Origin of the sequence: Paenibacillus praedii (genome assembly GCF_049725345.1) — a bacterium.
In the GTDB taxonomy this organism is placed as follows: domain Bacteria; phylum Bacillota; class Bacilli; order Paenibacillales; family Paenibacillaceae; genus Pristimantibacillus.
This window is the reverse complement of record NZ_JBMWAM010000006.1, coordinates 122,141-145,022: the sequence shown is the minus strand read 5'-3', so window position 1 is coordinate 145,022 and position 22,882 is coordinate 122,141. Positions and strand designations below refer to the sequence as shown.

Annotated in this window: 22 protein-coding genes; 18 read left to right on the top strand and 4 right to left on the bottom strand. The window is 49.3% G+C overall.

The features are described 5' to 3' along the window. Positions 1–4 precede the first annotated feature (4 nt). Entirely contained in the window at positions 5–1,126 is a 1,122-nt protein-coding gene (locus tag ACO9K6_RS08105) for a S1C family serine protease (RefSeq protein ID WP_424767041.1), read from the top strand. Positions 1,127–1,230: 104 nt separating this feature from the next. On the opposite strand, the gene ACO9K6_RS08100 is transcribed toward ACO9K6_RS08105, so the two are convergent. Further along, positions 1,231–1,731, bottom strand: a complete 501-nt coding sequence (locus ACO9K6_RS08100) for a hypothetical protein (protein ID WP_424767040.1) — start codon at positions 1,729–1,731, stop codon at positions 1,231–1,233. A gap of 225 nt (positions 1,732–1,956) precedes the next feature. On the opposite strand from ACO9K6_RS08100, the gene ACO9K6_RS08095 reads away from it, so the two are divergent. From ACO9K6_RS08095 to ACO9K6_RS08075, 5 genes are all read left to right on the top strand, one after another. Further along, on the top strand, positions 1,957–3,288 hold the full coding sequence (locus ACO9K6_RS08095) for an extracellular solute-binding protein (RefSeq protein WP_424767039.1): 1,332 nt from the start codon (positions 1,957–1,959) through the stop codon (positions 3,286–3,288). A gap of 69 nt (positions 3,289–3,357) precedes the next feature. Then, positions 3,358–4,251, top strand: a complete 894-nt coding sequence (locus tag ACO9K6_RS08090) for a carbohydrate ABC transporter permease (RefSeq protein WP_424767038.1) — start codon at positions 3,358–3,360, stop codon at positions 4,249–4,251. Positions 4,252–4,377: 126 nt separating this feature from the next. Next, entirely contained in the window at positions 4,378–5,166 is a 789-nt protein-coding gene (locus ACO9K6_RS08085; RefSeq protein ID WP_424767101.1) for a carbohydrate ABC transporter permease, read from the top strand. Between the two features lie 44 nt (positions 5,167–5,210). Further along, positions 5,211–7,031 carry a sensor histidine kinase gene (locus ACO9K6_RS08080; protein WP_424767037.1) on the top strand — a complete coding sequence of 607 codons (1,821 nt, stop codon included), beginning with the start codon at positions 5,211–5,213 and terminating at the stop codon, positions 7,029–7,031. Positions 7,032–7,066: 35 nt separating this feature from the next. After that, positions 7,067–8,239, top strand: a complete 1,173-nt coding sequence (locus ACO9K6_RS08075) for a response regulator transcription factor (protein ID WP_424767036.1) — start codon at positions 7,067–7,069, stop codon at positions 8,237–8,239. Between the two features lie 68 nt (positions 8,240–8,307). On the opposite strand, the gene ACO9K6_RS08070 is transcribed toward ACO9K6_RS08075, so the two are convergent. Next, positions 8,308–8,919 (bottom strand): superoxide dismutase, encoded by a 612-nt coding sequence (locus ACO9K6_RS08070; protein WP_424767035.1) that lies wholly within the window; start codon positions 8,917–8,919, stop codon positions 8,308–8,310. Positions 8,920–9,272: 353 nt separating this feature from the next. Between ACO9K6_RS08070 and ACO9K6_RS08065 the strand changes: the two genes are divergently transcribed. The 7 genes from ACO9K6_RS08065 (at position 9,273) to folE (ending at position 13,553) form a co-directional block, all read left to right on the top strand. Continuing rightward, positions 9,273–9,695 (top strand): GNAT family N-acetyltransferase, encoded by a 423-nt coding sequence (locus ACO9K6_RS08065; RefSeq protein ID WP_424767034.1) that lies wholly within the window; start codon positions 9,273–9,275, stop codon positions 9,693–9,695. Between the two features lie 116 nt (positions 9,696–9,811). Continuing rightward, positions 9,812–10,369, top strand: a complete 558-nt coding sequence (locus ACO9K6_RS08060; protein ID WP_424767033.1) for a DUF402 domain-containing protein — start codon at positions 9,812–9,814, stop codon at positions 10,367–10,369. Beyond that, the gene (lepB, locus tag ACO9K6_RS08055) at positions 10,366–10,911 is read left to right on the top strand and encodes a signal peptidase I (RefSeq protein ID WP_424767032.1); all 546 of its coding nucleotides are present in this window, start codon (positions 10,366–10,368) and stop codon (positions 10,909–10,911) included. Before ACO9K6_RS08060 ends, lepB begins: the two co-directional genes overlap by 4 nt. Positions 10,912–10,941: 30 nt before the next feature. Further along, positions 10,942–11,376 (top strand): ribonuclease HI, encoded by a 435-nt coding sequence (rnhA, locus tag ACO9K6_RS08050; RefSeq protein ID WP_424767031.1) that lies wholly within the window; start codon positions 10,942–10,944, stop codon positions 11,374–11,376. A gap of 3 nt (positions 11,377–11,379) precedes the next feature. After that, positions 11,380–12,561 carry a tRNA epoxyqueuosine(34) reductase QueG gene (queG, locus tag ACO9K6_RS08045; protein ID WP_424767030.1) on the top strand — a complete coding sequence of 394 codons (1,182 nt, stop codon included), beginning with the start codon at positions 11,380–11,382 and terminating at the stop codon, positions 12,559–12,561. A 143-nt stretch (positions 12,562–12,704) separates the two neighbouring features. Further along, entirely contained in the window at positions 12,705–12,926 is a 222-nt protein-coding gene (locus tag ACO9K6_RS08040) for a YneF family protein (protein ID WP_424767100.1), read from the top strand. A 36-nt stretch (positions 12,927–12,962) separates the two neighbouring features. Continuing rightward, positions 12,963–13,553: a GTP cyclohydrolase I FolE gene (gene folE / locus ACO9K6_RS08035; protein ID WP_424767029.1), complete on the top strand. Its 591-nt coding sequence runs from the start codon at positions 12,963–12,965 to the stop codon at positions 13,551–13,553. Between the two features lie 115 nt (positions 13,554–13,668). Here the strand turns inward: folE and ACO9K6_RS08030 are convergent, their stop codons facing one another. After that, complete coding sequence (locus tag ACO9K6_RS08030; protein WP_424767028.1) at positions 13,669–14,724, bottom strand: alpha/beta hydrolase; 1,056 nt, start codon at positions 14,722–14,724, stop codon at positions 13,669–13,671. Positions 14,725–14,957: 233 nt separating this feature from the next. Here ACO9K6_RS08030 and ACO9K6_RS08025 point away from each other — a divergent pair, with 233 nt between their 5' ends. Then, positions 14,958–15,701 (top strand): IclR family transcriptional regulator, encoded by a 744-nt coding sequence (locus tag ACO9K6_RS08025; RefSeq protein ID WP_424767027.1) that lies wholly within the window; start codon positions 14,958–14,960, stop codon positions 15,699–15,701. A 72-nt stretch (positions 15,702–15,773) separates the two neighbouring features. On the opposite strand, the gene acnA is transcribed toward ACO9K6_RS08025, so the two are convergent. Beyond that, a complete protein-coding gene (acnA, locus tag ACO9K6_RS08020; RefSeq protein ID WP_424767026.1) occupies positions 15,774–18,485 on the bottom strand; it encodes an aconitate hydratase AcnA in 2,712 nt (903 codons plus the stop codon). Positions 18,486–18,710: 225 nt separating this feature from the next. Between acnA and ACO9K6_RS08015 the strand changes: the two genes are divergently transcribed. The 4 genes from ACO9K6_RS08015 to uvsE all read left to right on the top strand — a co-directional run bounded on the left by ACO9K6_RS08015 (position 18,711) and on the right by uvsE (position 22,733). Further along, positions 18,711–20,114 (top strand): amidase domain-containing protein, encoded by a 1,404-nt coding sequence (locus tag ACO9K6_RS08015; RefSeq protein WP_424767025.1) that lies wholly within the window; start codon positions 18,711–18,713, stop codon positions 20,112–20,114. 23 nt (positions 20,115–20,137) lie between these two features. Further along, a complete protein-coding gene (locus tag ACO9K6_RS08010) occupies positions 20,138–21,250 on the top strand; it encodes a D-alanine--D-alanine ligase (protein ID WP_424767024.1) in 1,113 nt (370 codons plus the stop codon). Positions 21,251–21,386: 136 nt separating this feature from the next. Continuing rightward, complete coding sequence (locus ACO9K6_RS08005) at positions 21,387–21,704, top strand: hypothetical protein (protein ID WP_424767023.1); 318 nt, start codon at positions 21,387–21,389, stop codon at positions 21,702–21,704. Positions 21,705–21,707: 3 nt separating this feature from the next. Continuing rightward, positions 21,708–22,733: a UV DNA damage repair endonuclease UvsE gene (gene uvsE / locus ACO9K6_RS08000; protein WP_424767022.1), complete on the top strand. Its 1,026-nt coding sequence runs from the start codon at positions 21,708–21,710 to the stop codon at positions 22,731–22,733. Positions 22,734–22,882: the final 149 nt, after the last annotated feature.

The window sequence follows — 22,882 nt, the reverse complement described above, 5'->3', positions numbered from 1 at the left end:
GAGGATGAGAAAACGAACATGGGTCAGCATCATTGCATCGACCCTCATTGTTTGCGCGGGTGCAGGCGCTGCCTATACGGTTCATTCCAAGGTTCCGGATCAGATGGCGGGAAATCCACTGCTTGCGGTTGTCGAGGAAGGGAAGGTTGGTTCGCTTAAGGATATTATTTTTGAAACGCAGAAGCTAGTCGTGATGATCGAGACGGACAGCGGCTCGCAGGGCTCTGGTTTTCTTTATAACATGGAAGGCGACCTGATTACGAATGCGCATGTCGTAGCAGGGACGAAAAAGGTAAAAATCAAAACGTCAGATGCTCGCGAGCTGGATGGCGAGGTAATTGGGATTAGTACAGAAACGGATATCGCCGTTGTCCGTGTTCCGGCCTTAGTAGGTACGGAGCCACTGCAGGTTGTACGCGATGAGAAGGCGGAGGTGGGTGACGAGGTACTGGCTGTCGGCAGTCCGCTTGGCTTTCAAAATACGGTTACGACCGGAATTATTAGCGGTACGGGAAGAAGCTTTGAAATTGAGCCCTATCTGTATTCCGATTTGTATCAAATTTCAGCGCCTATCGCCCCCGGCAATAGCGGCGGACCGCTAGTCGATCAAAAGACGGGCGAGGTGATCGGCATTAATTCGGCAGGCTACGATCAGGGCTCGATCGGTTTTAGCCTACCTATTGCAAATGTGATAGAGCTGGCTGAAGGCTGGTCTAAGGAGCCGATGGACGAGCTTCCCGAGCTGGAGCAGCCGGATGACTCGCTGGAGGTAGAGGAAGAGGTCGCGGTAGATGAGTTCGCCGGATATTTGGTTACACATTTCTACGACAGCTTGAATAATGCCGACTATGTATACGCTTATTCACTGCTCGGCGGCAATTGGAAGGAAGGCACAACCTACGAGCAGTTCCGCGAGGGCTATCTTGGAACGCGAAATGTTGTCATAGATGATATGCACGTGAAAAGCAGCAAAGACGATCGAGCGACCGTCATTGCTGTAATATCGGTAGACGAGCGGGTAAATGGCGAGTATGTGTTAAGCAAGTACCAAGTGACCTACGAGGTTGGTTATGAAAATGATCAATTGAAGCTGATTATTGGTAAAGGGAAGGCAATAAAGTCATAGAGAAAGCTAGAAGCAATCGTCCGGAGGAGACGGTTGTTTCTAGCTCTTATTGTTTGTACAGGAACGTTCAGCGGCAAGCTGCCTCTGAATTCATCTTGCTGATCCTATTGTCCTTCCGACTCATCCTCGCGCGGGAACGGATTATAAATGAGCTGGAGCGTGACAGCGTCATTTCGCTGGACTGGGAAGCTGAGAAGCGAAGGAGGAATGATGCGTCCATTGAGCTGTAGCTGATAGCTAATATTTGCTCCAATTGGAATACCGCTGACGGAGATGATCTGTCCGTTCCAGTTAAAGCGCACAACTCCGGTTGCGGCCAATGCTTGATAGATCGATAAGCCAGGATAGAACGGAACACGATAAGCTTGCGTGATGGCAGGGAATATTCTTCCGCCGTTAATGACTACCGTTACAGATGGCCCCGGTCCCGGCCCATGCTGGAAAAGTCCGGGCCCCGACCCCGGTCCCGGCCCTCCCGGTCCTATACCGGCAGGAACCGGAGGTATGCTTAAGCGCGGTCCGCCGCAGCCGCAGTCGCTTCCGGCGGTCGCCGCTTGTCGCTGAGCCATGCGAAATTTTTGCTCTTCAGCGTAAGTATAGTCCATGCGAGCACTCAGTCTCCTTCATATAGCAAATTAGGCGATAATCCTGTACTAATCTATGCGGCATTTGCCTATCCGGTGTGCAGAAGTTAACCTAAGAACGCAAAGCGCGTCGATAAATATCTAAAATTTCAACATAATATGTTGATTTTTTGCATACCGAAAAATCTTTATAAGCTGTAAAGTATGAAATGTAAACGATATCAATTATCTAGGGGGAAACAAAAGATGAAGAAAAAGCGCGTAATCAGCTTGGCGCTTGCAGCAGCGCTAACATTTACTTTAGCAGCTTGTGGAAGCAACAATGCCGAAACAGGAACAGGAACAGGCAACACAACTGCGGCAGGTAATACAGAAGCCAAAGCAGTGACCATTACGTTCCAAACCCTGCAGACGGACAAAAGTACCCCAGCTTATCAGGTTGAAGAGACAATTGCCAACAACTATATGACTGAAAATCCAAACGTCAAAATCGAATGGGACCGTCTGGATATTGAGCAGCAAAAGGTTAAACTGAAAACGCAAGCCGCATCCGGTGAAGTGTCCGATATCACCATGGTTAATCCGGGCGCACAGCTTCAGCCGTTCGCAAACGGTAAAGTGCTGGCTCCGCTGAACGATATGCTTGATGATGAGCTGAAGGGAACGTTCCTCGAAGGTGTTCTGGATTACTATTCCTTCGACGGCAATGTATATGCCCTGCCTTACAACATGAATATCGCAGGCATTTACTACAACAAAGAATTGTTCGAGAAAGCAGGCGTAGAGCCTCCGGCAACGTTTGAAGATATTATTGCCTCCGTACCGAAGTTCAAAGAGGCAGGCATCCCTGCCATGATGCTGGCCGGCAAGGACAAATGGCCGCTATCCTTCATGTTTACGAACATTCTTCAACGCGTGAACGGCGGACCGAAATTCCTTGACGAGGTTGTAGCAGGCAACAAACAATTTACCGATCCGGTATTCGTTGAAGCGATCCAAAAAACGCAGGATTTGATCAAAGCAGGCGCGTATCAAGAAGGCGCAGCTACTTACGATTACAACACGGCATCCCAGCAATTCCGCGACGGTAAAGCAGCGATGTATTTCATGGGAACATGGGAAATTCCATCCATTGATGCTTCCGAGGCGGTAAAAGGAAAAATCGGTTTCCTTCCGTTCCCAACTGTTGGCGGTAAAGGCAGCGTTACCGATTATGTGATCGCTCCTGGCACCGCCTATGCGCTTGGCGCGAACAGCGACCACCTGGATGAAAGCAAAAAATTCTTGAAATACCTGCTTTTGAACTATCCTAAGGTGGCTTTTGAGAAAAAAGCTGCAGTAGGTCTGGCGCAAAAGGTTGAGGGAGACCTCAAGGCAGCGGGCTATTCTGATCTAGCTATCGATGCAATGGCACGTTTCAATGAAGTGCAAGGCGGAGACATGAACTTTGACAATGTCATCGAGCCTTCGACGACTCAAACGCATTTGACAGGGCTGCAAAGCTTGCTGATCAAAGAAATGAAAGCCGAGGATTTGGCGCAGGAACATCAAAATACGTGGGAAATGAACAAAAAATAAAAAGCGGGACTTAACATTGGGAACCGAAAGGTTCCCTTTGTTTCTCCTAAAGCTAGGGAGGGGATTTATGTGAACGGTGTATTGAGAGTGAGTAGAGGAACGCTAGCCGTCTTCGTTCTTCCCTGTTTATTATTTTATATGGCCTTTGTGTTCTCCCCGATTCTCGTATCGGTCTATTATTCCTTTGTGGAATGGGCAGGAATGGGCGATCAGGTTTTCGTCGGCTTCGACAATTATAAGGTTATGTTTACGCAGGACCCAATTTTCTGGCCGGCTGTATTAAGAACGCTATATATATCGCTGTTCTCGCTAGCCCAAATACCGATTGCGATTCTGGTGGCTATTCTGCTGAGCCGCTATGTTAAAAAACCGAATTTTCTCGTTTCCAGCTACTTTTTGCCGGTGATCCTATCCGTAGTCGTCATCGGTCAGCTCTGGAAGGCCATTTATAATCCGGCTTCGCTCGGCGGTATGTTGAATCAGCTGCTCACCACGGTGGGGCTTCAATCGTGGACGAGAACCTGGCTGGCGGATGCGGATATGGCTATTTTTGCGCTTTGCTTCGTTATTTTCTGGCAGTACATCGGGTACCATGTCCTCATTCAATTTACAGGGGTACAAAATATATCAACTGATCTGTACGAGGCTGCCAGTATCGATGGCGCCGAAGGCCTCAAGGCGGACCGTTATATTACGCTGCCGCTGCTGTCGCCGGTAATTAAAATATCGGTTGTGCTTGCCGTTATCGGCTCACTGAAGGCCTTTGACCTGATCGTCGTCATGACCGGCGGAGGACCGGCTAATACTACGGAGGTAATTTCTACGCATATGTACTATATGACCTTCAACTCCTTCAAGTATGGCTATGGCAGCGCAATTTCAACATTCCTTGTCATCTTCTGCTTAGTCATGACGGTCGTATTAAATTTACTGTTCAAGCGTTCAGAGGAAGCAGCCTCTTAGAGAAAGGAGATAACAACGATGAATACGCCAGTTGCAGGCAAGGATACATTGAAGCAATCGATTACGATCCAGCAATCCTCCGGATTCGACACGCGCAAGGCAAGACGTGTAGGAGCATGGGTTTTTATGGGGATATTGGCAGTCACACAGCTTTACCCGCTTATCTGGCTCCTGTTATACTCTTTTAAGACGAATAGCGAGATCATGTCCGGTCAGTTCTTTGCGCTGCCTAAAGCGCCACAATGGCAGAACTATGTGGACGCATTTACTTCAGGAAATTATTTGAAATATGTAGGGAACAGTATTTTCGTTACAGGGATCACGCTGATCCTGACCATCGTGTTCAGCGGCATGGTATCGTATGCGATTACGAGATTCAAATGGCGCTTTGGCAGCACGGTGCTGCTCGTATTTTTAATCGGGATCATGATTCCGATTCAGTCGACGCTGCTTCCGCTTATGATTATTTTCAAAAATATGGATATTTTGAATACACATTTATCCATTATCATTCCTTATGTGGCCTTCTCGATTCCAATAGCAGTTTTTATTCTGTCGGGTTTTTTGAAAGGCATTCCACACGAAATTGAAGAATCCGCCATGATCGACGGGGCATCGATTTACAGGACCTTTTTCAGCATTATTCTTCCTATCACGGTGCCGCCGATCATGACCGTTACGATTCTAACCTTTATATCGATATGGAATGAATATATTATTGCAGCGACCTTCTTGTCGGCTGACTCGCTCAAGACGCTACCATTTGGGCTGAACAGCTTTGTCGGGCAATATACGGCTAACTATGGCGCAATCGGAGCTTTTCTCGTATTAGGCGCGCTGCCGGTTATTAGCGTTTATTTCATTCTTTCGGATAAAATTACAAAAGGCATGGTTGCCGGAGCCGTTAAGGGCTAAGTGTGCCAGCGCCGTGTCAGTGTTAATGGCAGGAGGGCAAGGCTTTGAATCGGCTACGACTCAATTCATTTCGGACGCAGCTCCTATTGTGGATTTTGCTGTCTACCTTAGTGCTGCTGATCGGTCTTACCGGTATCTTCTACCGTTACACGGCCAATCAAATCGAAGTTCAGGTAGGGGAAGCTGCGCAGCGCAACGTATCGCAAGCGATGGTTAACTTCTCCTCACTGGCGAGAGGCTATGACAGTCTGACGAAATCCGTAATTGGCAACGCGGAAATACAGCGTCTGCTTTCCAGGGAAGAGACGCTGCCCCATCTGCAAATCAACAAAGAACTGCTGATGATGGGGGCGCTCGGCTCGATTTTTTACAGCTACAACGATGTGAAGGGCATTCATGTCATTACGAACAATGGAAATGTGTACAGCTATGAATCGATAACCCATTCACTAAATCCAAATTTCATGGAAAGCGACTGGTTTAAGGAGTTGCAAAGGTCAGACGGAACGATGTTGTGGGGCGGTATGCTGCAGGAGTCCTTGACAGTAAGGGATGATGCTGTATTTACGTTCGGGCGGCTCATGACGAATTTGAGCACGAACCGTCCTTTAGGCGTGCTGGTCATCGAGGCGGATCCAAGAAATTTCTTCTCCTCGATGAACAATTTAACGATTAAGCCGGAGAGCCGTTCATACGTTTATTCCAATAAGGACCGCTTGCTGGTCTCCTCCGGGAACGATCAGGAGTTGCCGCAGGAGCTGTCGGAGCTGTCCCGCTATACGTTTAAGGAGCGGGCAACCGACGTCAGCGACAGCCAGCACTTGATCGTTACGGCACAGGAGCCGAGGCTAGGCTGGAAGCTTCTTAATATTACGCCTAAGCCGGTGGCCAATCTGGAGCGGGCCGAAGCGAATCGCTACTTCATATTCGTAACAAGCGCACTGGTCCTTCTTGCAGTAGCGCTTGCCGCATTTTTGTCGAGATCGGTATCCAAGCCGATCAAAATGATTGTACAAGAGATGCGGCGGGTGGAGCGGGGAGATCTCAGCACGCAGCTGGTGACGAAAAAATCCTATGATGAGATTAACTACTTGAATGATCATTTCAACCGAATGGTTGGCGAAATTAATCAGCTTGTGGAACGGGTTCGAGTGGCGACGGCAAGCGAGAAAAACGCGCAAATTCATGCTTTGCAATCCCAGGTTAACCCGCATTTTTTATACAATACGCTGGATATGATTTATTGGCTGCTGGACGAGCAGAATAATGAAAAGCTGGCTAATCTCGTGCTCTCCCTCTCGCGCATGTTCCGTTACAGCAGCGATTGGCGCAGCTCTCAGGCTACGCTTAGGGAGGAGCTTGAACAGATTAATCATTATTTGACCATTATTAGCGCACGTTCGGACGGCCGCATCCGTGTGGAGCTTGACATCAATGAGCAGCGGCTGCAAACGATGATGCCCAAAATGACACTGCAGCCGCTGATCGAAAATGCGGTGATTCATGGCTTGTCCTCCCATCCGGATGAAGGTATGGTCCGTATAACAACGTCGGAGAAGGGTCAGACGCTCTGTATTCATATACAGGATAATGGCAAAGGGATGTCCGCCGCCAGGCTTGATGAGCTTCAGTGCTCGCTTAAGCGTGCAGATTTATTGGAGTGGAATCAGCTTGTGGAGGAGGAACGCAGAAGCCACACGGTGGAGCCGTCGATATATGGACACGCATCGGGCTCGGGAACAGGCTTTTTAAATGTACACCGCAGACTGATTCTGGAGTATGGGCTGGGCTATGGCATCCAAATCAATAGCGAGGAGAATCACGGTACAACGGTTACGGTCATATTGCCGATCATTAATCAATAAGGAAAGCTAAAAGTGCTAACGGAGGGGGAGTTGCCATGCATGTGCTTGTGGTTGACGATGAAAAAACGATACGAGACGGGATTAAGCGAACCATTAATCATGCATTTCCAGAAATTGAAGTAAGTACGGCCTCCTCCGCTGCGGATGCGCTGCAAGTTTTGCTTCAACATCGCATCCACACCGTTTTCCTCGATATTATGATGCCAGGCATGAACGGATTGGAGCTGCTTGCGCAGGTGCGGCATACGCATTCCGCGATCAAGTGGATCGTCGTGTCCGCGCATTCGGAGTTCGCCTATGCGCAGGAGGCGCTGCGGCTTGGGGCACGTGATTATATTTTGAAGCCGTTCGGCAAGGAGCAAATTATAAAATCGGTTACTGCATTAGAGGCGGAGTGGAGTCAACAGGAGCGTCAAATGTCCGATTCCAGCCTGCTTGAGCTCAATTTGAAATATCTCCGCGAGGCTGTGTTTAGGCGATGGGTGAAAGGGCTGGATATCGGCCGCTTCGATTTGACCTCGATTAAGGAGGAGCATGACCGATTTCATCTGCTGGCCGTCAAGCTGGATAGCAATCCGGAGTTGACGTTAAAAAATTTTATCGTCGAAAATGTGATGACTGAGTATATTGGTCAGCATGGAAGAGGCTTTATCGTGAATTTAGACGGCGATTTTTTGACGGGCGTAGTTACCCTGCATGCCAATTGGACGGCCGAGCATTTCCGATCGGGTGCCGTATTGCATTTAAATAATTGTCTCAAAGTGCCTTATCAGTTTTATTTAAGCCCGCTGCTTGCCGATTTTAATGCCATTCCAGGGGAAATCCGGAAGCTTAATCAGAACGGCATTGACCGTGCTGGCGATATTTCATCTGAAAATAAAGACGATGTCATTGATATCGCGCTTCAATATATCCGCAGCAATTTCAAAGAAAATTTGTCGCTTGAGCTCGTAGCGTCTGTTGTGTATTTAAATCCTGTGTATTTCAGCAAGCTTTTTAAACAGAGAACCGGCAACGGCTACAAGGAATACGTGACGCAGCTGCGTATGGAGCGGGCAACCGAGCTGCTGGCCGATCCCGACCGGTCCATCACAAAAATCGCCGAATTGGTCGGCTATCCGGACGTCAGGCATTTCACGCAGGTGTTCCGCAAGAAATACGATTGTACGCCAAGCCAATACCGGCAGGAGAAGGGAACCGGAGCATAAAGACTGCTTTTAGTCATAAAAAAGGCGCTGCCTCATCTGAGGACAGCGCCTTTTGTGTGAAATTAAACTTATTTTACAGCTGCTTCGTAGCGTTTGCCTACTTCAGCCCAGTTTACTACGTTCCAGAACGCCGCGATGTAGTCAGGGCGTTTGTTTTGGTAGTTCAGGTAGTAAGCGTGCTCCCATACATCCAGGCCAAGGATTGGCGTTTCGCCTTCCATGATCGGGCTGTCTTGGTTAGGCAAGCTGTATACTTTCAATTTGCCGTTAGCAACTGCAAGGAAAGCCCAACCGCTGCCGAAACGGGTTGCTGCTGCTTTCGCGAAGTCAGCTTTGAAAGCTTCGAAGCCGCCAAGCTCGCTTTCGATTGCTGCTGCAAGAGCGCCAGTAGGCGCGCCGCCAGCGTTCGGTGCGATTGTTTCCCAGAACAAGCTGTGGTTCGCGTGTCCGCCGCCGTTGTTGCGAACAGCTGTGCGGATAGCTTCAGGTACGCTTGCCAGATCGGAGATCAGATCCTCGATCGATTTGCTTTGCAATTCCGGAGCGGACTCCAAAGCAGCGTTAAGGTTAGTCACGTATGCGTTATGGTGACGGCCGTGGTGAATTTCCATTGTAGTCGCATCGATATGCGGCTCAAGTGCGTTATGCGCGTAAGGCAAAGCAGGTAGTTGATGTGCCATTTTTTACAGCCTCCTATTTATATGTACTTATTCCATTCCATTATCCCTTATCCGATCGAATAAATCAACATTATTGTTTCAAAAGTCGGATAGGATGGTGAGCCCGCTTAACCTCTTTTATAGTATCTCAGTACCTAATGGAATATACGGGAGGACATTTGAATAACAAATCTTTTACAAAAAAAAGTGATAAAATGAATGAAAGCGCTTAAAATTAAGCGCTTTCAAGAGATAATCAATGATTTCTTGGATTTTTTTAAGGAATATTAAAGATAGAAGCAGGATTTCGTTAAATTTTGTCGTATTATATGCTAGATGCAATACTATGACATGGTATAGAAGGTGTAAATGTAATGAATGTTCGTTCCTTCCAGTTATCCGATTACCGACCAATTACAGCACTCCTAGAGGATGTTCTTACCGAAGAGTGTTACGAACAAACGATGGAAGCTTTTGGCCGCCAATTGTCATGGGATAGCGATTTGGTTCTCGTCGCTGTCGATCAAACAGAGGTTGTTGGCATGATTATTGGTACGATTGATAATAACAAAGGTTATTATTACCGCATTGCCGTATCGCCGCTTTATCAACGGCAGGGAATTGGCAAAGCGCTCGTACAGGGATTGCGCCAGCGCTTCGAGCAGCGTCATGTTACAAAGATACTAATTACCGCGGACGAGCACAATGAGCCGATTTTACCGCTATATGAGTCGCTGGGCTACGCGTCAAACGACTTTTTCCGGTCCTTTCAGAAACTAGCCATTGTAACGGGGTAACGCGATTTTAACTGCATGCTATGTTGTACGCAGGGCATATCTTATCGTCATTGCTTTTGGCGGTCAGATATGCTTTTCTTATTCATATAACCTTTAACTTTAATGAGGAGAACGTCATGGAACGATATCGGCACTGTGTCATCAAAAGCTTTAAACATAATGGCCATCTTCACCGTACATGGCAGCAGAACTGGCTTGTGCATGATGAGCTGATGTCTCCCGCGCATCGCGCGGAGTCGATGACGGTTCTGATCAACCGCCAAACGCCGATTCAAGAATCAGACGGGAAAGTATGGGTAAGCCGCGTTCCGGCAGTCTCTTTTTTTATACCAGGGCAGTGGTTTAATATCGTTGCTTTGCTGGAGGAGGGCGGCGTGCGTTATTATTGTAATATTGCTTCTCCGCCTTATTTGCAAGGAGAGGTGCTCACTTATATCGATTATGATCTCGATGTTATACTTACGGCCAACGGCGACAGGTTCGTAGTGGACCAGGACGAATATGAAATGCATAAAGCGGCCTATCACTATCCGAAAATGGTGGAAAAGAAGGTGCATGAAGGGCTGGAAGCGCTGCTTATGCGCATCGATCAGGGACAGGCTCCTTTCGAGGATCATGATGTGCTTCAATATTATGAGGAGTGGCTGAAGCATTTTAATGAGGTGAATGAATGAATATGCAGGAACGTCCAAGCTGGTGGAGAGAGCTGCTGGACTGGGTGAAGACGCTGGTGATTGCTTTTGCAGTCGTGATGGCATTGCATTTCTTTGTATTTAATTTATCGACGGTTGAAGGACATTCGATGGAGCCGACGCTTACGGATGACGAGTGGCTGTTCGTTAATAAATTTGTTTATTTAACGGGCAAGCCAAAAGTTGGAGATATCGTGATCTTGAAGGAGCCGAACTCGAACGGTTTAGATAGGAAGTTTCTTGTGAAGAGGGTAGTCGGTGTTCCGGGTGATAAGATACAGATTCATAATAAGCGGCTGTATCGAAACGGTGAGCTGGTAGATGAGCCTTATACCGACACCCCCATTGAAGACATGAGCTTTGGACCGGAAATTGTCAGTGAAGGACATTATTTTGTGATGGGTGATAACAGGCGCTTAAGAGCAAGCCTGGATAGTCGTTCCTTCCATGCTGTATCAGAGGAATTGATCCGTGGTCGCGCCGATTTTATTTTGTGGCCATACAAGGAAATTAGAGCTTTATAAGGTTTAGCAATGCCAGTCAGGAGGCGAATGATGAAAAATGTAATGATCTATACCGATGGCGCCTGCTCCGGCAATCCAGGCCCTGGCGGGTGGGGAGCAGTGCTGTTTTTTGGCGAGCATAAGAAGGAAATTTCCGGCGGAGAGAAGCATACGACGAATAACCGGATGGAAATCCAGGCTGTAATAGAAGGGCTGAAGCTGCTGAAGGAGCCTTGCGAGGTTGCGGTTTACAGCGATTCGGCTTATGTGGTTAACTGCTTCCAGAAGGGCTGGATTCACGGTTGGCTGCGCAATGGCTGGAAGAACAGCAAGAAGGAACCGGTCGAGAATCAGGAGCTGTGGAAAGAGCTATGGGCGCTTATGAACAAGCACAAGGTGGAATATGTGAAGGTCAAAGGGCATAGCGACAATGAATGGAACAATCGCTGCGATGAGCTGGCTCGCGAAGCGATCAAGAGGCTGTAGACGATGACAGACCGGTGGGCAAAGCTGAAGCAAGAGCTGCTTGAGGCGGCACCGAGCCTTGGCATCGACAAAATCGGGATCGCCTCCGCCGACCCGTTCGTATCACTAAAGCAAATATTGATCAGACATCGGGAGCTTGGCAGGGAGTCGGGCTTCGAGGAGCCGGATTTGGAGAAAAGAACCAATCCTGCGCTTCTATTCGATAATCCGCAATCGATTATTGCGATAGCCATTGCCTATCCGTCGAAGCTGAAGGATCCTCCGAAGTCAGAGCCTGGCGCAAGGCGAGGTATTTTGTCGCGCTCCGCTTGGGGTGATGACTATCATCGTGTGCTTCGAGACCGATTGGCGAAGCTGGAGGATTGGTTGAGAGCGCGGGTTCCTAATCTGCGGGCAGAAAGCATGGTCGATACAGGCGCCTTGTCTGATCGGGCGGTGGCCGAGCGGGCAGGCATTGGCTGGAGTGCGAAAAACTGCTCGATCATTTCGCCTGAGCTCGGTTCCTGGATTTATTTGGGCGAGATGATTACGAATTTGCCATTGCCTCCAGATGAACCAATTACAGATGGATGCGGCACCTGTACGAAATGCATCGACGCCTGTCCGACGGATGCACTCGTTGGACCGGGACAGCTTAACTCGAGCCGCTGTATCTCCTTCGTCACGCAGACGAAGGGCATGCTTTCGGATGAGTTCATGCGCAAAATCGGGAATCGTTTGTACGGCTGCGATACTTGCCAGACGGTCTGTCCGGTAAACCGCGGCAAAAACTGGACGCATCAGACAGAGCTTCAGCCCGATCCGGAGCTTGTAAAGCCGCTGCTTGTCCCTTTGCTGTCGATAGGCAACAAGGAGTTCCAAGCCAGATATGGCCGCACTTCCTCGGCATGGCGCGGCAAAAAGCCGATTCAGCGCAATGCGGTAATCGCGCTTGGCAACTTCAAGGAGGCGAGCGCAGTGCCTGATTTGATTCAGGTGCTTGAGCAGGATTCTCGTCCAGTGCTGCGCGGAACGGCGGCGTGGGCGCTGTCGCGCATCGGAGGAGAGCAGGCGGAAGCGGCATTGCGGGCTGCTGTCATGAGGGAGAACGATGAAGAGGCTGTGACAGCCATAACGAAAGCAATTGAACTATTAATTGCGGCTAAGGAGCAGCATGAGCATCCGGATTCAAGAAAAACGGATTAAAGAATCGTTGTTTATACGGCGATATGGGCAGCGTTCAATGCCATGTGCGCTGCCATTAATCTGTTCATTGCGAACGCAGGGCGAACATGCTATCATGGGAGCATTATACACAGCAGGAGCTAGGAAAGGATCAGGTGAAATGGATGTCTTGGGTTAACATTGTAATACCAATTGTGACGCTTGTAGTGGGGGCAATCGGAGGTTTTTTTATCGGCGTATTCTATCTGCGCAAGCAGCTTGAGAAGATGCAGAACGATCCGGAGATGATTCAAAAGATGGCTAAGCAAATGGGCTATAATCTCAATAAGCAGCAAATGAATAAAGCTCAGAACATGATGAAAAATCAAAAATTCCCTCGCAGATAACGGGAACGGTTGAGAGGCTGGAAGGAGCGTTCTGGAATGGCGGGCAGGAAGGATTATGTCAATTCAATGGTAACGAGCAACCGCGAGCAGATCGAGCATCATATTCGAGAGATACTAAGGCTCGTTGGTGAAGATGTGGAGCGTGAGGGGCTGCTTGAAACGCCTGCTCGCGTAACTCGCATGTATGAAGAAATTTTTGCGGGCTACGAGGTCGATCCCCGTGAGGTGCTTGGCGTGACATTCGACGAGCAGCACGAGGAGCTGGTCATCGTGAAGGATATTGTGTACTACAGCCAATGCGAGCATCATATGGCTCCGTTCTTCGGTAAGGTGCACATTGGCTACATCCCAAGCGGCAAAATTGCAGGACTCAGCAAGTTTGCTAGATTAGTAGAAGCCGTCTCTCGCCGACTTCAGGTGCAGGAGAGAATTACTTCACAAATTGCTGATATCCTAACGGAGGAGCTGCAGCCGAATGGCGTGATGGTCGTCGTAGAAGGTGAGCATCTATGCATGTGTGCGCGGGGAGTGAAAAAGCCGGGCAGCAAGACGGTAACCTCAGCTGTTCGCGGCGAATTCCGCAACAACGCAGCGCTTCGCTCGGAATTTCTTACCCTGTTGAAGTAATAGTATAGTTTCAGAGAAAAGCCCGCTGATGAGCATGTGAAGTGCTCATCAGCGGGCTTTGTATTTGTTATGGAAAGCATAAGTTGCTGGAGGCATAAGCCGCCGATGATTGCCGTTATGCTCGATCCAATTGCAGCTGCTGGTTAACCTGGCTCAAAAATAAGGCAGCGCGTTGAATGTATTCTTGCGGATGAGCCCGGAACAGCATTTCATGCTGGCCATTAGGAACGATCCACGAGCGGGAGAGCATGTTTCCTTGGTCAGCGGCAACCGCCTCTGCAGTTTGGTAAGGCGCCTTCACATCATTCGTTCCATGCATGATGAACAGCGGTATATCGTAAACGTTGGATATCACCTCATTGGCTGGAATCGAACCAAAGCTCGTTCCTGTCCAGAGTGGAATCATCGATTCAATAAGGGGCAGGGAGAAGCTTGGCAAGGTGACGAATTGATTCAAATTATCGAACAGCGCCTCGGGACTCGGGATGAACAGGCTATCGAGGATCATCGCGTCTATGTCGTCGGTTTGGAGCGCTGCCTGCAGAGCCGTACCTGCACCCATGGAGAAGCCCCAGACGACGATATCCTCAGCGCCGCGGGATTTGACGTAGTCTACAGCGGCCAGAAGCTGCTGTGACTCCTCAAGGCCGCCGGTGGCTGGCGCTTTATATTGCTCCGAGGCATACCCGTAATCAAATAGTAGAATATTATAATGAAGGCCATGCAGCAGCTTTGAAAGCTCATACATTGGAACCCATGTTTCTTCGCGATTCGCGCCGTAGCCATGGCTGAATATGACAGTACGATTGGATTGATCGGACGCATTATAATCAGAGACCGCTGGAATGAACCATCCGCTTACGGTCGTATTGCCGCTCTTACTTGGAAAGATGACATCCTCGTATTCGACGCCGATAGCAGCCTTCGGATTGGAAGAGAGCGGAGCCACGAAAGGATAAGCAAGCATCCAAGCGACATAGCCGTGAAAAGTGATGACGGTAAGCAGGCACATTGCAGTAAGAGCGGCGATCGAAGCTACAAATAAATGCTTGCTGCGGCTCTTGGCCTTATGTCGGTTAAACAGATTGTCTTTATCGGGCAAAGGAAATGGCTGAAGGCCTTGCGGCAATCTACCTTCAAGCGGCAGTGGTGTCATTGTTGTTGTGCTCATGTCCTCATCTCCTTAAAGCGGCTTCACTACTCTATTGTAAGCGCTTATTTTATCTAGTACTTTAATCGTAGTTCGGTCCTGCATGCCTGTCAATTGATGTCGAGATAATGTTAATCAGTTGTAATGAATCTGTAATATAGGGAACTTTCCTTTACGAATGCGGAAGCGATGAGTTATACTGAATGAGAATGGGTTTCACTGAGTGAAACTTCAACCTAGGGAGGTGCGGCTGCATGGAAGATGGAAAATCTACGGTTCGCGCGGTGGATCGGGCGCTTGATATCTTGCTTTGCTTTACTTCGAAGACGGACTGGGCGATGACTGAAATTGCTGAACATGTCGGCTTGCACAAAAGTACGGTTCATCGAATGCTTGCTACGCTGGAGGATAAGGGCTTCATCGAACGAGACCGGGCAACGGACCGTTATCATTTGGGTCTTAAGGTATGGGAGTTGTCCGCTAATCTGTCGCGAACGGACGATCAGGCGAGCATTTGGCTGCCGGAGCTCGAAAGACTTCGCGATCAGCTAGGCGAGACGGTTAGTATATATGTGAGGGACGGAGCAGAGCGTATTCGAATTCAAGCCGTGCAGAGTAATCAGCCTGTTAGGAGGGTAGCCCCGGTTGGTGTCAGACTTCCGTTATATGCGGGCGCTTCCAGCAAGGTGCTGATTGCTTATGCGGATCCTGCCGCCCAGGAAAGCATACTGGGAGATCCGGCATGGCTGTACGCTAATGATCTTGATCAATATAAGAAGCAGCTCGAGGAAATTTGTTTGAATGGTTATGCAACGAGCTTCGAGGAGCGAGAGCCCGGTGCAGCGGCGCTGTCTGCGCCTATCTTTGATCGTACAGGGAAAATTGCGGCGGCGTTATCCGTATCCGGGCCAGCCAGCAGACTGACGATGAAGACGATGAACGAGTATGCGCCTGTCGTCATGGCATCAGCGAAGCGGCTAGGTATCATGCTGCTGTAGCAGCGCAACACCGACAAAAAGCAGCAGGTCCGAGGATTATCCCCGGACCTGCTGCTTTTTGTCTATAGTTTACTACATGTTCGCGATCATTTGGCGAAGCACGGTTTGCAGAATACCGCCATTACGGTAGTAGTCCACATCAACCATCGAGTCCAGACGTACGATAGCCGGGAATTCGAATGTAGTGCCGTCTTCGCGGGTAGCTGTTACGGTTACTTGCTCGCCTGGCTTTACATCATTGGACAAACCGTTGATATCGAACTTCTCACGGCCATTGATACCAAGCGTCTTCCAGCCTTGACCCTCTGGGAATTGAAGTGGAAGCACGCCCATACCAACCAGGTTGGAGCGGTGAATACGCTCGAAGCTTTCAGCAATTACAGCTTTGACGCCAAGCAGGAATGTTCCTTTTGCCGCCCAGTCGCGGGAGCTTCCTGTACCGTATTCTTTACCGGCTAAAACAACAAGGTTTTGGCCTGTTTTTTGATACTTCATCGATGCATCGTAGATCGACATGACTTCATCCGTTGGAAGGTAAGTCGTTACGCCGCCCTCTGTACCTGGAGCCACTTGGTTACGAATACGGATGTTCGCGAATGTTCCGCGCATCATGACTTCATGGTTACCGCGGCGGGAGCCGTAGGAGTTGAAATCCTTGCGGTCTACACCGTTTTCGATCAAGTATTGGCCAGCAGGGCTATTCACCGTAATGTTACCTGCAGGGGAGATATGATCCGTTGTTACGGAATCGCCCATAAGCGCAAGCACGTTTGACGATTGGATATCGGAAATATCGTCAAGCTCAGAGCCAAGGTTTTCGAAGAACGGCGGGTTTTGGATGTAAGTTGATTTTGCATCCCACTCGTAGCTTTCGCCTTTTGGTACCGAAATCGCGTTCCAACGCTCGTTTTGCGTAAATACGTTCTCGTATTTGTCACGGAACATTTGTGGATTAAGAGCCGCAGTCATCGCATCGTTAATTTCTTGCGATGTTGGCCAAATGTCCTTCAAAAATACAGGCTTATTATCTTGTGTATAGCCAATTGGATCGTTCGTCAAATCGATATTTGTTGTACCGGCAAGCGCATAAGCGATAACGAGCGGCGGCGAAGCCAGATAGTTGGCTTTAACCTGTGCATGAACGCGGCCTTCAAAGTTCCGGTTACCGGAAAGAACGGCGGAAACGGTCATGTCGTTGTCTGCAATCGCTTTGCTCACTTCGTCAGGAAGCGGTCCGGAGTTACCGATACACGTTGCGCAGCCATAGCCGGCAACATGGAAGCCAAGCGCTTCAAGCGGCTCAAGCAGGTTTGCTTTCGTCAAGTATTCGGTTACGACCAGCGAGCCCGGTGTAAGAGAGCTTTTGACATAAGCAGGCTTCTTAAGGCCAAGCGCTACCGCTTTCTTCGCAACTAGACCGGCGCCTACCATAACGCTCGGGTTCGATGTGTTCGTACAGCTTGTAATCGCAGCGATGACAACAGCGCCAGTGCCCATCTTGCTCACTTGGCCGTCATTATGCTTGACGGTCACGACTTGCTCGATTTTCTCATCGCTCAGGCCGTATCCGCCTTTCTCGATCGGTGTGCGGATAATGTCGTTGAATGATTCTTTCATGGCTGTAAGCTCAACGCGGTCCTGTGGACGCTTCGGTCCTGCAAGCGATGGAACGATCGTTGAAAGGTCAAGCTCAACGATATCGGAGAATACCGGATCTGGTGTCTCATCCGTGCGGAACATGCCTTGCGCTTTATAATAAGAGCCAACCAACTCGATTAGTTCGTCGTTGCGGCCTGTTTGGTGCAGGTAGCTGAGTGTTTCATTATCTACAGGGAAGAAGCCGATCGTCGCGCCGTATTCCGGTGCCATGTTGGCAACCGTTGCACGGTCAGCAAGGCTGATGTTTGACAAGCCAGGACCGAAGAACTCGACGAATTTGCCGACTACGCCTTTTTTACGCAAAATTTGAGTAACGGTAAGCGCAAGGTCAGTTGCTGTGGAGCCTTCCGCCAGCTTGCCAGTGAGCTTGAAGCCGATAACCTCAGGCATTACAAAGTAAAGCGGTTGGCCAAGCATGCCCGCCTCGGCTTCGATACCGCCAACGCCCCAGCCAACTACGCCAAGACCGTTGATCATTGTTGTATGGGAGTCCGTACCTACAAGCGAGTCAGGGTAGACAACCGTTTCGCCATCTACTGTTTTTGTAGCGGCTACAGAAGCCAAGTACTCAAGGTTAACCTGGTGAACGATACCTGTGCCCGGCGGAACCGCGCGGAAGTTATCGAACGCCGTTTGCGCCCAGCGGAGGAAACGGTAACGCTCTTCGTTGCGCTCGAATTCAACCTTCGTATTGTATTCAAGAGCTTCAGGGCTGCCGAAAGCATCAACCATAACCGAGTGGTCGATAACAAGGTCAACCGGAACGAGCGGGTTGATTTTCTTCGGGTCTCCGCCTGCTTTTTTAACAGTGTCGCGCATTGCAGCAAGGTCTACGACTACCGGTACGCCTGTGAAATCCTGCAAAACGATACGAGCAGGAATGAAAGGGATTTCTTTGTCTTCGCGTCCGTCAGCCCATGTAGCAAGCTGCTTAACATGTTCAGCGGTAATGGCGCGGCCGTCAAATTGACGAACAGCAGCCTCAAGCAAAACTTTGATAGAGAAAGGCAGCTTTGAAATATCGCCTAATCCTTGTTCTTGCAGTCCGTCTAGACGGTAATACGCGTACGACTTGCCGCCAGCTTCCAGCGTTGTGCGAACGGAATACTGATTTTGTGTTGACATCGTCATTCTCCTTTGAATGGTTTTCGAGTTTCATCCTGTGAAACACGATTTCAAAATCGCTATATCCATAGTATATCGTTAAAATAGTCTTTACGTAAAGTCCAATTATGTCCTTCGCCGCATGTAAATTGAAATGAAAGCGAATCAATCAAATGTTACATGAAATCTACATCGCATTCATATAATGAAGCAGTTATTCTGTCTCAAGCCTAAGGAGGAATTGCGATGCCGCGAACGAATAACCGGGGGTCAGGTCATCAGGTTCAAAAGCATAATCAAGCGCCGCCCGGGCCGATGACGTCTAAACGAAAGTCTCCGCAGAAGGCTGCGGTGCATGCTCTGCAGAAGCAAAGGATCACAACTGATGGACTAGAGCGGCGACTAGTTGGCAGTGGAGATCAGGCTGTACCGCTGCAGAATGCGCAGACCGATAGAACGGTATTTGATTTGCATTCCCAGGATAGAAAAACCGTTTATGCCGACTCGGAGTCCTTCCTTCAGGGCCGATCACGTCCGCCATCGCAGTCTGCAGGTCCGACCAAGTCAACATTAAATTCACTTTTGCGATCATCCGATTATGATCAACAGCATCAGCAAGGGAAGCAGCAGGGCTGGAAATCAGCCGTACATCGCTACGTAAATCTGTACAATCAAGCCGAAACGAACCAGCATGCAGCCGTACTTACCGATTTTGTGAACGACCGGGAGCATTGCGGCCGGCTGCGAAGCAGGCTCGAGCGTCTACGGGAACGCGATTTGCTGCGAGGCGCCTTGTCGGCGGGCAGCGAGACGAGGGCTGAGCTCGTTCGGGTGAACGAATCCGCAAGAGAGGTATCCGTTCTTATTCGGCTTCATATTAAAAGAAGAATGGAGCAATCAGGACGCTACTACATGGAGGAAAGAGCGGAATATGAGCGTCTCTGGCTGGGCCTGTCAGGCGGCGATTGGGATGTCCTTCGCGTAGAACCGTTAATTGCAGAGCGCAGGCCGCGCTTTGGCACATCAACGGAAAACTGGATGACCGTCGATGATTATTCGGAGCTTTACGAAGATTTGTCGTCACCGTCAACACCATACTTAAATTATGACCTATTACCGCAAATCAAACACCGACCAGCAGGTATTCGCTACAGGAGAGATTTGGTTGCCGCGTATGCCGACCGCTGGTGGAACGAGGGAAATCCAGCCTATGAGCTTTTTGAGGTGAATTGTACCAATTACGTGTCTCAGTGCATCTTTGCAGGTAATGCCGCGATGAATTATACTGGTAAAAGAGAAACGGGCTGGTGGTATAAGGGTCGAAATAAAGGCAGCGAGTGGTGGAGCTTCAGTTGGGCTGTATCGAATGCTCTTACTAATTACTTGACGGGCTCGAAGACGACAGGCTTGCGCGCAGAGGTTGTGCAATCCGCCGCGGACCTTCAGCTTGGCGATGTGATTACTTATGATTGGAACGGCGACCACCGCTTTCAGCACAGCACGATCGTGACTGCTTTTGATTCCTTCGGCATGCCGCTCGTTAATGCGAATACGGTTTCCAGCAGGCATCGGTATTGGGATTATCGCGATTCCTATGCTTGGACGGAGCAGACCAAATATCGTTTTTTTCATATTGCTGATCTTTTATAAATTATTGTACCGGAGGATATGCCATGGGAAGCAAGAGTCGTGTTGGTTTAGTATATGGGGGGAAATCGGGAGAGCATGAGGTATCGCTGAAGACTGCTTTTGCCGTAATGGGCGAGTTTGATTACAGCAAATATGAAATAAAACCTTTCTATATTACGAAGGCGGGCCAGTGGAAAACGGGAGAGGTGCTCGTTGCCCGTCCGGAATGTGTAGAGGAGCTTCGTTATGAAGTGAGCGAGGCGAAGCCGACAGGCTTTGCGCTCGCTCCGTTGTTTGATGGCTTAAATGGAGGTTTGGCTGACAGCGAAGAGAAGATTGACGTCATATTCCCGCTGCTGCACGGCACATTCGGTGAGGACGGCACAATCCAAGGCTTGTTCGAAATGGCGAATATTCCTTATGTAGGAGCGGGTGTTCTCGCATCTGCCGTTGGGATGGACAAGGTTTTGATGAAAAAAGTGTTCGCGCAGGAAGGACTGCCGCAATGCGTATTTCGTTACTTTAACCGCACCCAATGGGAGAAGGACGCTTCCTTCTTCATTATGGAATGCGAAGTGTCGCTCGGCTATCCATGCTTTGTTAAACCGGCTAACCTAGGCTCAAGCGTCGGCGTATCCAAAGCCAAAAATCGCGAAGAGCTGATCGCGGCTGTTAACTATGCCTTCCGCTTTGACCGCAAAGTGATCGTCGAGGAATTCGTCGACGCCCGCGAAATCGAAGTGAGCGTGCTCGGCAACGACGAAGCCAAGGCTTCCGTCCCAGGCGAAATCGCGCCATCCAATGAGTTCTACGATTACAAAGCAAAATACATCGACGGCAAATCGACCATGCAAATTCCAGCCAACCTGCCGGCTGATATCACGGAAGCAGTCCGTGAAATGGCAGTAAGAGCATTTCAAGCCATCGACGGCTCGGGCTTATCCCGCGTAGATTTCTTCCTGCGCAAGAGCGACAACCAGCTGTTCATAAACGAAGTCAACACTTTGCCGGGCTTTACTCCCTTCAGCATGTACCCGCTCATGTGGAAAGAAACCGGCATTTCTTATAAAGAGCTATTAGACACATTAATCAAACTAGCGCTGTCCCGCCACGCTGAAAAGCAGCGCATAGACTTCACCGGCGATGCAGAACAATAAAAGCAGGCAGCTGCTTTAAGTTGCGGGTGTCCAGAGGGTGCAGCCCGTGGGGCCCTCCCTTGAAAGGGAGGGCTTGGGAGGGTTCGAAAAGCCTTTGAAGGTTTGGTAGAAATTTCACTGAAAGGAGGGAAATTCAATGGGTTTTTCCACCGAATTTAATTCTGTTTGCAAATTCAAGTCCGAGCAGGAGCTTTATGAATTGCTGGAGTATGGTAAGGGCAAAATGGTAAAGAGCGGCTTTCGCGTATATCCGACCGGCCAGAAGGTTATTGCCTACACGCCTTCCAACGAAGCGATCGCGATCGTCCGTATCTCAGCTTCAATTGCTGAAATCAATTTTCAGGGTGAAGAGATTACGGGAGTGGAGATGGAGCTTGTGAGAAAGCTGACTGATGAAGAAGCAAGAATTCAAACTGCGCTTGCGCATGAAATGTTTTTTGGAGAGCGGGAGTAGCCGATGATCGTTCGTCTCGGCTTTGTGGCAATGAGCCTGCAGCTCGAAAATGCTTCTCCCTCCAAGACAATGACCTTCGCAAATTTCTCCAAGCTGAATGACCGCGAAGCGGGCATCCGGAAGCTGGAGAGAATCGCCGAAGAAAATTTGCGGAATACGTTGCGTATTTTGAAGCTGTGCAAGGCTAGCGACATCAAGATGTACCGCTTCTCATCCAAGCTCATTCCGCTTGCAACACATGAAGAGCTTATCGATTGGAATCCGTTTGCGGCGCTTGAGCCGGTTTTTCGCGAGATTGGTGATTTCGTTCGGAAGCATCACATTCGGGTTTCATTTCACCCCGATCACTTCTGTGTGTTCAGTACGCCGAGACCGGAGGTTTTGGCGAAGTCTGAGCTTGATCTGCTGAATCATATTCTGATGCTCGAAGCAATGGGACTCGATGAAGCGACAAAATGCAATATACATATCGGTGGCGCATACGGCGACAAGGCAGTGGCCGGCGAAAGGTTTATTCGTCAGTTCGGCGCCTTGTCGCCTCGCTTTAAGCACCGTGTCACGCTTGAAAATGATGACAAAACGTTTAATGCAAGAGAGACGCTGCTTGCAGCGGAGCAGGTAGGCGTTCCGATGGTGCTTGATATTCATCATCATGCGGTCAATCCAGGCGATACGAATGAAGAAGAGCTTTACGATGAATTATGGCCAAGAATTAACCAGACGTGGCGCCAAGAGCGCATGCGGCTTGGCCATTTATCGGAGGAGCAGCTTCCTCCCAAAATTCATGTGTCCAGTCCAAAAAGCAATGCCGATGCGCGAGCGCACGCAGAATACGTTGAAGCAGAGCCGTTATTGCATTTTTTGCGGCAAGCGGCTCGTACAACGAATTTTTTGGACTGTATGCTGGAAGCAAAGAGCAAGGACGTAGCTTTGCTCAAGCTGATCGAGGATATGAAGCGGCTGGAGGAGCGCGGTGAAGGCGTGAAGGTGCTGGATGGCGGCCGCGTCGAGATCGATGCGCAGCAGTGAGGCCATACGTATAGAAGTAGAGGCTGCCAATTCGTCTAATGGACGAAGAGCAGCCTCTTTGACCGTATGATAGGGATTTCTATGAAAATATTAACTAATCGTTGGTATGTTTACGAGCTGTATGAATTACGGAAGCAGGATAAGGACAA